The 11,934-nt window shown below is 74.1% G+C and carries 11 protein-coding genes; 6 read left to right on the plus strand and 5 right to left on the minus strand.

Going from position 1 to position 11,934, the window contains the following annotated elements; all coding sequences use genetic code 11:
* Positions 1 to 481: 481 nt before the first annotated feature.
* Genes ACFXGA_RS34310 through ACFXGA_RS34320 form a run of 3 tightly spaced genes read right to left on the minus strand, consistent with a single transcriptional unit; the run spans position 482 to position 3,935 of the window.
* Complete coding sequence (locus tag ACFXGA_RS34310) at positions 482 to 1,396, minus strand: NUDIX domain-containing protein (RefSeq protein ID WP_378095314.1); 915 nt, start codon at positions 1,394 to 1,396, stop codon at positions 482 to 484.
* The gene (locus ACFXGA_RS34315) at positions 1,396 to 3,681 is read right to left on the minus strand and encodes an RNA degradosome polyphosphate kinase (protein WP_378095281.1); all 2,286 of its coding nucleotides are present in this window, start codon (positions 3,679 to 3,681) and stop codon (positions 1,396 to 1,398) included. Before ACFXGA_RS34315 ends, ACFXGA_RS34310 begins: the two co-directional genes overlap by 1 nt.
* A 59-nt stretch (positions 3,682 to 3,740) precedes the next feature.
* Complete coding sequence (locus ACFXGA_RS34320) at positions 3,741 to 3,935, minus strand: hypothetical protein (protein WP_378095283.1); 195 nt, start codon at positions 3,933 to 3,935, stop codon at positions 3,741 to 3,743.
* Positions 3,936 to 4,023: 88 nt separating this feature from the next.
* On the opposite strand from ACFXGA_RS34320, the gene ACFXGA_RS34325 reads away from it, so the two are divergent.
* A complete protein-coding gene (locus tag ACFXGA_RS34325; RefSeq protein WP_378095285.1) occupies positions 4,024 to 5,583 on the plus strand; it encodes a hypothetical protein in 1,560 nt (519 codons plus the stop codon).
* Positions 5,584 to 5,604: 21 nt separating this feature from the next.
* Here the strand turns inward: ACFXGA_RS34325 and cofC are convergent, their stop codons facing one another.
* Positions 5,605 to 6,213 carry a 2-phospho-L-lactate guanylyltransferase gene (gene cofC / locus ACFXGA_RS34330; RefSeq protein ID WP_378095287.1) on the minus strand — a complete coding sequence of 203 codons (609 nt, stop codon included), beginning with the start codon at positions 6,211 to 6,213 and terminating at the stop codon, positions 5,605 to 5,607.
* Between the two features lie 101 nt (positions 6,214 to 6,314).
* Here cofC and ACFXGA_RS34335 point away from each other — a divergent pair, with 101 nt between their 5' ends.
* The 4 genes from ACFXGA_RS34335 (at position 6,315) to ACFXGA_RS34350 (ending at position 9,756) form a co-directional block, all read left to right on the plus strand.
* Positions 6,315 to 7,016, plus strand: coding sequence for a lysophospholipid acyltransferase family protein (locus ACFXGA_RS34335; protein WP_378095289.1), 702 nt, complete (start codon positions 6,315 to 6,317; stop codon positions 7,014 to 7,016).
* Position 7,017: 1 nt separating this feature from the next.
* The gene (locus ACFXGA_RS34340; protein WP_378095291.1) at positions 7,018 to 8,022 is read left to right on the plus strand and encodes an NAD(P)H-dependent glycerol-3-phosphate dehydrogenase; all 1,005 of its coding nucleotides are present in this window, start codon (positions 7,018 to 7,020) and stop codon (positions 8,020 to 8,022) included.
* The gene (locus ACFXGA_RS34345; RefSeq protein WP_378095293.1) at positions 8,019 to 9,077 is read left to right on the plus strand and encodes a cystathionine gamma-lyase; all 1,059 of its coding nucleotides are present in this window, start codon (positions 8,019 to 8,021) and stop codon (positions 9,075 to 9,077) included. Before ACFXGA_RS34340 ends, ACFXGA_RS34345 begins: the two co-directional genes overlap by 4 nt.
* 211 nt (positions 9,078 to 9,288) lie before the next feature.
* A complete protein-coding gene (locus tag ACFXGA_RS34350; RefSeq protein WP_378095295.1) occupies positions 9,289 to 9,756 on the plus strand; it encodes a cysteine dioxygenase in 468 nt (155 codons plus the stop codon).
* Here the strand turns inward: ACFXGA_RS34350 and ACFXGA_RS34355 are convergent.
* The gene (locus ACFXGA_RS34355; protein WP_378095297.1) at positions 9,740 to 10,387 is read right to left on the minus strand and encodes a pyridoxamine 5'-phosphate oxidase family protein; all 648 of its coding nucleotides are present in this window, start codon (positions 10,385 to 10,387) and stop codon (positions 9,740 to 9,742) included. The two genes, ACFXGA_RS34350 and ACFXGA_RS34355, sit on opposite strands and share 17 nt — an antisense overlap.
* Positions 10,388 to 10,454: 67 nt before the next feature.
* On the opposite strand from ACFXGA_RS34355, the gene ACFXGA_RS34360 reads away from it, so the two are divergent.
* On the plus strand, positions 10,455 to 11,852 hold the full coding sequence (locus ACFXGA_RS34360) for a PLP-dependent aminotransferase family protein (protein WP_378095299.1): 1,398 nt from the start codon (positions 10,455 to 10,457) through the stop codon (positions 11,850 to 11,852).
* Positions 11,853 to 11,934: the final 82 nt, after the last annotated feature.

The following is an 11,934-nucleotide window of genomic DNA, read 5'->3' on the forward strand; positions in this document are numbered from 1 at the left end:
GCGGGGGGGGGCGCCCCCGGGGCCCTGCGCGCTTCACCCGCGCCCTACCTCCCCAACGCGCGTGTCCTACCCCCAGAACGCGCGTGTCCTACCTCCAGAACGCGCGTGTCCTACCTCCAGAACGCGCGTGTCCTACCTCCAGAACGCGTGAGTCGTACGTTCAGGACCCGTGAGTTCAACGCTCGGCCCGCGCGAGTTGCCGGGTTCGAGCCGGCGTTGTGTACTCGGGCCACGGCGATCCCGCCACTCCGAGACTGCGGACCTCACGTGCGGAGGTCCGAAACAACCTCTCGTGCCCGAAGGCGGCGATGCTGCGCAAGGGTCCCCGCCAGGGGGTCCCCTGTTTTCATCCTGCCGGCACGGTCTGACGAATTCGGCGTAGTCGGCGGTGGCTGTGGACAACTCGCCGTGCCCGGACGGACGGCGGCGTGACCCGACCGGCCCAGTCGGGTCGCACCGGTGGCGCAGCGCCGGTCGCGGCTCAGGTCGTCGGCTTGGGCAGCGCGGTGGGGAAGTAGTGGGCCGAGACGAGCTTCGGCCACGAGGTGTGCGAGTCCGAAGTGGACCACCCCGGCCCCGGGCGGCGGAACGCCAGCAGCCACGTGCTGCCCTTCTTGCACGGCGTCCCCTCCAGCGACAGGCCGCCCAGGTCGGCGAGGGTGGACACGATGTCCGGGATCACGCCGCCCTGGCTGGACACCACCGGCGTCCCCACGCCGTCCGCGATCTCCAACAGCCGCACCAGCCCCGCCTCGCGGTCCGGCCAGTACCCCTCCTCGGACAACCGCGGCTCCAGCAGCACGCCCACGCCGAGGTCGTCCGCCACCCCCTGGACGGTCTCCACGCACCGCACCCGCGGCGCGGAGTGCACGCGTGCCGGCCCCCACAGCGGCAGCATCGACCGCAACCCCGCCGCCTGCCGCCACCCCGCCGAGCTCAACGGCCGCAGGTCGTCGTCACCGGGCCAGTTGTCCCGCTTGCCCGCCTTCGCGTGCCGCACCAGCAACACCGTCGCCAGGTCCGCGGGCTCCGCCGCGAACGCCTCCAGCACCGAGCGGTCGGTGTCCGCCGTCACCAGCGCGGCCGCCTCGGCCACCGGCAGCCACCGCAGCTCGTCCACCTCGTCGTTCGGCACGAACTCGCCCGACCCGGCCCGCGCGCTGAAGTAGTCCACGACCTTCGGCTTGCCGAACGCGCGGTACGACACCTGGCACAGGTACCGCCCCAGCACGGCGTGGAACCCGGTCTCCTCCCGCACCTCCCGCACGGCCGCCGCGGGCGCCGTCTCACCGGGGTCCAGCTTGCCCTTGGGCAGCGACCAGTCGTCATAACGCGGCCGGTGCACGACCGCCACGGAAGCATCGCCGCGCCACAGCACGGCGCCGGCCGCCCGGATCACCCCAGCGCCCGGTGCTTGCGCAGCATCTCGGTCTGGTGGTCGCGCACGCTGGTGCCGTCCGCCGGGGACGCCTCCCACTCGCCGTCCGGCTGCAGCACCCAGCACCGCGTGGTCGGCTCCAGCGCCGAGTCCATCATCTCGTCGAGCTGGGCGGTGAGCTTGGGGTCGGTCACCCGCACCTGCACCTCCACCCGGCGGTCCAGGTTGCGGTGCATCATGTCGGCGCTGCCGATCCAGTGCTCACCCGCGCCGACGAAGTGGAACACCCGCGAGTGCTCCAGGAACCGGCCCAGGATGGACCGCACGTGGATGTTCTCCGACAGCCCCTTGATGCCCGGCTTCAACGCGCAGACGCCGCGCACGACCACGTCCACCCGCACGCCCGCCTGCGACGCCCGGTACAGCGAGTCGATGACCTGCTCGTCCACCAGCGAGTTCACCTTGATGCGCACCCCGGCGGGCCGGCCCGCCCGCGCGTGCTCGACCTCCCGCTCGATCCGCTCCACGATCCCCCGCCGCACGCCGTAGGGCGCGACGAGCAGGCTGCGGTAGTGGTCCTGCCGGGCGTAGCCGGTCAGCACGTTGAACAGGTCGGTGAGGTCCGCGCCGATGGTCGGCTCGGCGGTGAGGATGCCGATGTCCTCGTACAGCCGGGCCGTCTTCGGGTTGTAGTTGCCGGTGCCGATGTGGCAGTAGCGCTGGATCCGCGAGCCCTCCTGCCGCACCACCAGAGCGGTCTTGCAGTGCGTCTTGAGCCCCATCAGGCCGTAGACGACGTGCACGCCGGCCTTCTCCAGCGCCCGCGCCCACTTGATGTTGGCCTGCTCGTCGAACCGTGCCTTGATCTCGACCAGCGCCACGACCTGCTTGCCCGCCTCCGCCGCGTCGATCAGCGCGTCCACGATCGGCGAGTCGCCGGACGTGCGGTACAGCGTCTGCTTGATGGCCAGCACCCGCGGGTCGGCCGCCGCCTGCTCGATGAACCGCTGCACGGACGTGGAGAACGAGTCGTACGGGTGGTGCACCAGCACGTCGCCCTCGCGCAGCGTGGCGAAGATGCTCTTCGGCGTCTCCCGCTCGCCGAACGCCGAGTGCGTGGCGGGCACGAACGGCGCGTCCTTGAGCTGCTTGCGGTCCACGCTGTAGAGCTGCCACAGGCACGACAGGTCCAGCAGGCCGGGCACCTGGACGACGTCGTGCGGGTCCACCTCCAGCTCCCGCAGCAGCCGCTCCAGCATGTCCTCGGTCATGTCGTCGGCGATCTCCAGCCGCACCGGCGGCCCGAACCGGCGGCGCGCCAGCTCCCGCTCCAACGACTTGAGCAGGTCCTCGTCCTGGTCCTCCTCGACCTCCAGGTCGGCGTTGCGGGTCACCCGGAACGCGTGGCACTCGATCACCTGCATGCCCGCGAACAGCTCGCTCATGTGGGCGGTGATCAGCTCCTCCAACGGCAGGAACGTCGCCGTCGGGCTGGTCCGGTCGCTCTCCACGCGCACCAGGCGCGGCACGTTGTCCGGCACCTTGATGCGGGCGAACCGCTCCGCGCCGCCCTCCGGGTCGCGCACCGTCACGGCGAGGTTCAGCGACAGGCCGGAGATGTAGGGGAACGGGTGCGCGGCGTCCACGGCCAGCGGCGTGAGCACCGGGAACACCTGGTCGGTGAAGTAGTTGGACAGCCGCAGCTTCTCGAAGTCGGTGAGCTGCGCCCAGGTGACGATGCTGATGGCGTGCTTCTCCAGCTCCGGCTGGACGTGGTCGAGGAACGCCCTGGCGTGCTGCTCGACCAGCTCCTGCGTCCGCTTGGAGATGCTGGACAACTGCTCGCGCGGGGTCAGGCCGTCCGCGCTGCGCACCGACAGGCCGGTCTCGTCGCGGCGCTTCAGCCCCGCCACGCGCACCATGTAGAACTCGTCCAGGTTCGACGCGAAGATGGCCAGGAACTTCGCCCGCTCCAGCAGCGGCTGGGAGGCGTCCTCGGCCAGCGCGAGCACCCGGGCGTTGAAGTCCAACCAGGACAGCTCCCGGTTGAAGTACCGGTCGTCGGGCAGGTCGGCCTGCGCCTCGGTGGCCGTGACGGCGGGCGGTGAGCTGGGGAACGACCGGGACGCGGCCTCCGCCGGTTGCTGGACCGGCGTCGTGCCCGCACGGGCGCCGCTGCCGCGGCGGACCGCCGGGCGCGGACGGCGGCGGGGGCTGCTCGCGGCGGGGGTGGCCCGCGGCGTCCTCGTCCGGCGCTTGGGCGCGGGCTGGTCGGGAGAGTTGTCCGTGCTCACGAACAGCATTCTTCCCCAGAACAGGCGGCTGTGCGCCGATCGGAGTCGACGACGAAGTGAACTCCCGGTCACACCGGCCGGAGCACGCCCCGCACGTCGCCGGCGGCGTCCCGCACGAGCGTGACCCGCTGGCCGGGGCGCAGCACGCGCCAGCCGCCCTCGGCGACCGCGCCGGCGGGCACGTCCACCAGCACCCCGTCGTCGCGCAGCACGGTCGCTGAGCCGTCCGGGTGATGCGCGCTCACCGTCGCCTGCTCGGTCACGTGCCAAAGCTAGCCGATCGGCGGGTGGTGGGCGCTCCGACGCGGCTGCCACGCTCCGGAGGGGACCGATTACCGGGAGGAGTGGGGCATGAGGGTTGTGGCAGGGGTGCTGACCGCGGTGCTGCTCGGTCTCACCGGTGCGCTCACCGGCCAGGGCGCGGCGGCGGCCCAGGCGCTCCCGACGGCGGCGGACGCGGACACGGGTCTGCGGGCGGCGGCGAAGAACGTCGAGCTGCGCGCGGCGATACCCGAGACCGAGGGCGCGGTCTCCCTCAACTTCCTCCAGTACCGCGACCGCGACGTGATGTTCCTCAGCGGCACGTTCGGCCTGAAGACCTACGACGTGACCGACCTCGACCGGCCGAAGCTCCTGGACCACCTCACCAAGCAGGAGCTGGCGCTGCCGGGCGACGACCCGGAGCAGCGGTTCTGGGAGAACGAGGACGTCACCGTCGACGCGCGGCGCAAGCTGGTGTTCCTGGCGCGGGAGCGCAGCGCGTTCGGCCGGCAGCCCGGCAACGAGCGGCCGACCGGCGTCTACTTCGTGTCCGCGGCGGACCCGGCGCGGCTGGAGCTGCTCAGCTTCGCGCCGATGGGCACCGGGCACATCACCTCGTGCGTCAACGACTGCACGTACCTGTGGACGACCGGCTACGACGGCACGCCGTCCAGCGACCCGGACACCTACCGGCGGTCCGGCAAGGTGTTCGTGACCGACATCCGGGACCCGCGCCACCCGAAGACCCTGCCCACCTACGTGGACCTCAACCGCAACCAGGGCGAGACGCACATGACGCACGACGTCCAGGTGGACGCGGCGGGCGTCGCCTGGGTGGCGGGCACGGGCGGGACGCGCGGCTACCACACCAGCGGCCGGCACCGCGATCCGTTGACCGGGCGGGTGCGCGAGGCGACGGCGTACGACCCGGTCCCGTACGCGGGCGGCGCGGCGCCGAAGCTGGACATGCCGACGTCGTTCTCGCACAACTCGTTCCGACCGGTCGGGCGGACCCTGAAGGACGGTCCCCGGCCGTCGGCCGAGCACCCGGCGGGCAGCCTGCTGCTGCACACCGAGGAGGCGTTCGGGTCGGCGACGTGCCGCGACCAGGGCCGGTTCGTCATCTCGTCGCTGACGGGCTCGACCGGCGGCGAGTCGTGGCGGGCCACGCCGGAGCGGCCGTTCCACCTCAGGACGGTCGGCGTGTGGACGCCCGACGACCAGGAGGGCACGCTCCCCGGTCCCGACACGTTCTGCTCCGCGCACTACTTCGACGTGCACGAGCGGATCGTGGCGTACTCCTGGTACGAGCAGGGGACGCGGTTCCTGGACATCTCGGACCCGGCCAACCCGATCCAGGTGGCCTACTGGCGGCCCGAGGGCGCGGTCTCGTTCGCGCCGTACTGGCACCGCGGGCGGGTGTTCCTGGCCGACATGGCCCGCGGGGTGGAGGTGTTGAAGCTCACCACCGACGCGTACGAGGCGCAGGCGTCGCACACCAACGTCACGCTGAAGACGACCCCGGTGTCCACGACCGCGCGGCCGGCCGAGACCCCGCGCAAGCGCCTGCCGCTCGCCCCGGACCCCGACTACGGCGCCGCGTGCCCGATGCTCGTGGGCCGCTGCACGCCGGGGCAGCCGTGCTGCTGACCCCGTCGCGGGCGTGACGGGTCAGCGGCCGACCGGCGCGGCGGTGGCCGCAGTGCGCGGGCCCAGGCCCAGCTCCGCGGCCAGGCGCAGGTCCTCGGCCGTGTCGACGTCGTGCCGCAACGACGGCCACGGGCCGAGCAGGGGCATGGCGCCCGACGCCGCGTGAGCCGCCGCGGACCCGACGCCGAACGCCGGGTCCAGCTCGCCGCCGGGGGTGGACAGCAGCAGCGTCGTCCCCGTCCCCTGGCGGTCCGGGCAGAACGCGCGGCCGCGCGCCGCAGCGAGCGCCGCGGCCAGGTCCGCCGTGCGCAACGCCGGCAGGTCCGCCTGCAGCGCGCCCACCACCGACGCCGGATCCCGCGACCGCAGCACCCCGAACCCGAACCGCAGCGACTCGTTCAACCCCTCCGGCCCGGCCGCGGACTCGACGCCCAGCGCCCGCAGTTCCGCCACCACGGCCGGGTCCGACGTGACGGCCAGCACACCCCGCACGGCGGGCAGCGCCGCCGCGATCGTGTCCAGCGCGAACGCCAGGGCCAGCGCCGGCCGGTCCAGCCGGGCGTCCACCAGCCGCGACTTCGCCCGGTCCAGCGCCTTGACCGGCACCACCAGGTCGACGTCGGCTCGCACCCCGCCATACTCCCGGATGCCGGCTGGACCTGGCCAGGGGCTCGTTGTCGCCCCCGGCGACGTGGGGAAGACTCCAGGTCCACGACGAAGAGGGAGTGCACGTGGCCAAGGAGAAGGGCGGCTTCTGGATCGGGCTCGCCGCGACGGTCTTCTACCCCGCCACCGCGCTGTTGGCGCGGCGGCGCAACGAAGGCGCGGAGCGGGTGCCCAAGACGGGCGGGGCGCTCATCGTGATGAACCACGTGTCGCACCTGGACCCCGTCTACGACGCCGTCTTCACGCACAAGCAAGGCCGCGTGCCCCACTTCCTCGCCAAGCACAGCCTGTGGAACGTCCCGGTGGTCGGCGCCGTCATCAAGGGCGCCCGGCAGATCCCGGTCTACCGCGGCACGGCCGACGCCCAGGAGAGCCTGCGCGCCGCGCACGAGGCGCTGGAGCAGGGCCTGGTCGTGGTCATCTACCCGGAGGGCACCATCACCCGCGACCCGGACGGCTGGCCGATGGCCTCCCGCACCGGCGTGGCCCGGCTCGCCCTGGAGCACGACGTGCCGGTCCTGCCGGTCGCCCGCTGGGGCACCCGCGACGTCTACGACCACTACCGCAGGAAGTTCCGGCCGTTCCCGCGCAAGACCGTGGTGACGAAGGTCGGCCCGCCGGTGGACCTGTCGGCCTACCGCGGCCGGCCGCAGAACCTGGCGCTGCTGCGCGAGGTGACCGACGTGCTGATGAACGAGGTGAAGGACCTGCTCGCGGAGATCCGCGAGGAGCAGGCCCCCGCCGGCTTCTACACCAAGAAGTCCTGACGTGGACCGGGTCGCGGTGCTGGGCGCCGGGTCGTGGGGCACCGCCTTCGCCAAGGTGCTCGCCGACTCCGGCACGGACGTGGTGCTGTGGGCGCGGCGCGCCGACGTGGCCGACGCCATCTCGGCGGACCGGGTCAACGCCGACTACCTGCCGGGCGTGACGCTGCCCGCCAACCTGACCGCCACCTCCGACGCCCGCGCGGCGCTGGCGGGGGCGCAGGCCGTGGTGCTGGCGGTGCCGAGCCAGACGCTGCGGGAGAACCTGACCCGCTGGCGGCCCTGGCTGCCCGCGGGCGCGACGCTGGTGAGCCTCGCCAAGGGCGTCGAGCTGGGCACGCTCAAGCGGATGAGCGAGGTGGTCCGCGAGGTCGCCGGCGTGCCGGAGGACCAGGTCGCGGTGGTGTCCGGGCCGAACCTGGCCAAGGAGATCGCGGCCGAGCAGCCGACCGCGACGGTCATCGCCTGCACCGACCACGACCGCGCGGTGGACCTCCAGCACGCCTGCTCCAACTCCTACTTCCGGCCGTACACCAACGTGGACGTGGTGGGCTGCGAGCTGGGCGGCGCGTGCAAGAACGTCATCGCGCTGGCCTGCGGCATGGCGGCGGGCCTGGGGTTCGGCGACAACACGATGGCGTCGATCATCACCCGCGGCCTGGCCGAGACCGCCCGGCTGGGCGCGGCGCTGGGCGCGGACCCGCTGACGTTCGCCGGGTTGGCCGGGCTGGGCGACCTGGTGGCCACGTGCGCGTCGCCGCTGTCGCGCAACCGGTCGTTCGGGGAGCGGTTGGGGCGCGGCGACTCGCTCGCGCAGGCGCAGGAGGCCGCGCACGGCCAGGTCGCCGAGGGCGTGAAGTCGTGCTCGTCGATCCGCGAGCTGGCCGCGCGGGTCGGCGTGGACATGCCGATCACCGACGGCGTGCACCAGGTGTGCCACGAAGGACTGGACCCGCGCGTGCTCACGGCGGCGCTGCTCGGGCGCGAGCGGAAGGCGGAACGCCAATGACCTGGGGCGACGGCACGCGCGTCGTGCACTCGACGCCCGCCGTGCCGGGCGAGCCGTTCCTGGCGGGCCCGGTGTTCGCCTCGGCCTACCACCTGGGCGGCGAGGACACCTACGGCCGGGCGCACAACCCGACGTGGCGCGCGTTGGAATCGGCGCTGGGCGCGCTGGACGGCGGCACGACCGTGCTGTTCCCGTCCGGCATGGCGGCGATCTCGACGTTCCTGCGCGTGGTGCTCGCGCCCGGCGACGTGGTGCTGGTGCCGGGCGACGGCTACTACCTGACCCGCACGCTGGTCGCCGAGATGCCGGTGGAGGTGGTCGAGGCGCCCACCGCCGGGCCGTACCCGTCGCTGGACGGCGTGCGGCTGGTGCTGCTGGAGTCGCCGTCCAACCCCGGGCTCGACGTGTGCGACATCGCCGCCCTGGCCGAGGCGGCGCACGCGGCGGGCGCGCTGCTCGCGGTGGACAACACGACCGCGACACCGCTCGGCCAGCAGCCCCTGCTGCTCGGCGCGGACGCCGTGCTGAGCAGCGACGCGAAGGCCGTCGCCGGGCACAGCGACGTGCTGCTGGGCCACGTGTCCACCGCGGACCCGGCCCTGGCCGAGCGGGTCCGCGCGGCGCGGACGACCGGCGGCGCGATCCCCGGGCCGTTCGAGGCGTGGCTGGCGCACCGCGGGCTCGGCACGCTCGACCTGCGGCTGAGCCGGCAGGCGGCGAACGCGGCCGCCCTGTACGACGCGCTCAAGTCCCACCCGGCGGTGCGCGGGCTGCGCTGGCCCGGCGCGCCGGAGGACCCGGCGCACGAGGTCGCGGCGCGGCAGATGCGCCGCTTCGGCGGGGTGCTGACGTTCGAGCTGGCGGACGCGGGCGCGGTGGCGTCGTTCCTGGAGCGGTCGCGGCTGGTGTACGCGAGCACGAGCTTCGGCGGCCTGCACACGAGCCTGGACCGGCGGGCGCAGTGGGGCGACCCGGTGCCGGAGGGGCTGGTGCGCCTGTCCGCGGGCTGCGAGGACACCGCCGACCTGGTCGAGGACGTCCTGCGGTCGCTGTGACGGTCACCCCGTCGGGTCCAGTGCGTGGAACGGGTTGCGCGGGGTGGCGGTCGGCTGCCACCCTCGTCCCCATGTCCTTCCGCGCCATGACCGACGGGCGGGGTCACATCGACCTCCGCCTGGTCGCCAGCGCGCTCTGTCCTTCTCGCTGATCGCCTCGCGTCCCGCGAGCCGTGCGGCTCGCCCACTCACCGAGCACCGAGAAGGAACCATGTTCGCCGTTCCGGAGAACACCATCGCCCTGCCCCAGTCGCACGCCGCGCTGCACCCCGTGCGGATCGCGCTCGACACGGCGGCACGGCGCGAGCGCTGGGCCCACCTGCTCCGCTACGACCCCGACACCCGCTTCGCCGCGCTGGTCGAGTCCGGCCCCGGCCAGGAGGTGTGGCTGATGAGCTGGCTGCCCGGCCAGCACGCCGACCTGCACGACCACGGCGCGACCAGCGGCGCGTTCACCGTGGTCAGCGGCTCGCTGACCGAGGTCGTCACGCCGGGCCCGACCCAGGTGCTGCACCACCTCGTGGCCGGGCAGTCGCGCGTGTTCGGCCCGTCGTACGTGCACCAGGTGCGCAACGACGGCAGCGACCCCGCCGTCACGATCCACGTGTACCGCGACGGCGGTCGCACCGTGCGCCCGGTCCGCTTCGACCCGGTGTCGGGGACTACCTCCGCGCGGTGACGTGCGGCGGCACGTCCCAGTCGCCGACCAGCGCCGGGTCCGGTTCGGGCTCGCCCCACACCGCGCGCAGCGGCAGCACGCCCGCCCACCGCGCGTTGGCCTCGACGTCCTCGGGCTCGTCGCCGGGCGGGCCGCTGCGGATCTTCACCGACGCCTCGGCGAGGTCCAGCGACAGCACCGCGGTCGCGGCCAGCTCCTTCGGCGTCGGCGGCCGGGCGTAGTCCCACGAGCCGGGCGCGATGTGCTCGGTGAGCACGCGCAGGCCGTGCAGCTTGGCGTCCGGGTCGGTGACGGGGACGGCGGTGCCGTGGATGACGGCGGCGCGGTAGTTCATCGAGTGGTCGAACACCGAGCGGGCGTAGACCACGCCGTCCACGATCGTGACGCCGACGCACACCGGCACGCCGGTCGCGGCCTCGCGCAGGCTCCGCGCGCCGGTCGAGCCGTGCAGGTAGAGGGTGTCGCCGTCGCGGCCGTAGCCGGTGGGGAGGACCAGCGGCGCGCCGTCCACGACGACCGCCAGGTGGCAGACGAGGGCGGCGTCGAGGACCGCGTGCAGCGCCTCGCGTTCGGTCACGGCCCGGTTCCGGCCGCGCTTGATGGTGCTGCGGTCCGTCGGTGACAACGTCATGGGACCAGCATTTCCGGTAAAGTGGCCCTTCTCAAGTGCCAATTCCCGGCGTTATGAGGAGGCCACTTTGGCGGAGACGGCGCTGGCGGTGGTGCTGGACCGGGCCTCGGCCGAACCGCTGGCCGTGCAGCTCGCGGACGCCCTGCGCGCGGCGGCGGCCGACGGGCGGCTGCGCAGCGGGGACCGGCTGCCCTCGACCCGGGCGCTGGCCGAGCGGCTCGGCGTGAGCCGGACCGTGACAGCGGCAGCATACGAGCAGCTGCACGCCGAGGGCTGGATCGCGGGGCGGCACGGCTCCGGCACGTACGTGACGACCACGCCGCCGGGGGCGTTGAAGTCGCGCGGCCGGCGGGCCGCCGCGCCGGCCGTGCCCGCGGACGTGGTGGACCTCGCGCCCGGCGCGCCGTGGGCCGAGGGGTTGGACCGGGCGGCGTGGCGGCGGGCGTGGCGCGCGGCGGCGGACGTGCAGCCGTTGTTCCGGCCGGCGCGCGGCGGGCTGCCGGAGTACCGGGCGGTGGTGGCCGAGCACCTGTTGCGGCACCGGGGGTTGGCGGTGCGGGGCGGGTTGCGGGAGGAGCTGGTGCTGGCGACCGGCGGCACCACGGCGGCGCTCGTGGAGCTGGGGTCGGCGGTGCTGCGGCCCGGCGACGTGGTGGCCGTGGAGGAGCCGGGGTACCAGCGGGCCGTGTGGGCGCTGCGGTCGGCCGGGGTGCGGGTCGTGCAGGCGCCCGTGGACGCCGAGGGGTTGCTGGTGGAGGCCGTGCCGGCGGGGGTGCGCGGGGTGTACTGCTCGCCCGCGCACCAGTACCCGATGGGCGGGCGGATGTCGGCGGCGCGGCGGGTGGCGCTGGTGGAGCGGGCGCGGGCGGAGGGGTGGCTGGTCGTCGAGGACGACTACGACGGCGAGCTGCGCTACGACGTGGCGCCGTTGCCGTTGCTGGCGGCGTTGGCGCCGGACGTGGTGGTGCACCTGGGGACGACCAGCAAGATCCTCACGCCGACCCTGGGCGCGGGCTGGATGGTCGCGCCGGAGCCGATCGCGGCCGACGTGCTGGCGCACCGCGACCGGACCGGCACGAGCCCGTCCGCGGCGGGGCAGCGGGTGCTGGTCGAGTTGGCGCGCAACGGGGACCTGGGCCGGCACCTGCGCAAGCTGCGGCGCGAGCTGTCGGAGCGGCGGGCGCTGCTGTCCGCGGCGTTCGGCAAGGCGGGCGTCCCCGTGCTGGGTGACGACGCGGGCGCGCACATCGTCGTGCCGCTGCCGTCGGCGCAGGCGGAGCGGGACGTGCTGGCCGAGGCGCACGACCGGGGCCTGCGGCTGGACGGCCTCGGCCGCCACCACGCCGGCCGGCCGAAGGTGCACGGCGCCGCGATCGGCTACAGCGCCTGCTCCCGCGACCAGCTGACCGCCGCGATCCCGGACCTGATCGGCATCCTCACCCGCCACACCGGTCCCGAACGCTGAACTCGGGGTACCCGAACGTAGGACACGGTGGTCCCGAACGTAGGACACGCGCGTTCTGAACGTAGGACTCTCGCGCGTGTCC

Source organism: Actinosynnema sp. NPDC059335 (genome assembly GCF_042752395.1).
Classification (GTDB): Bacteria; Actinomycetota; Actinomycetes; order Mycobacteriales; family Pseudonocardiaceae; genus Actinosynnema.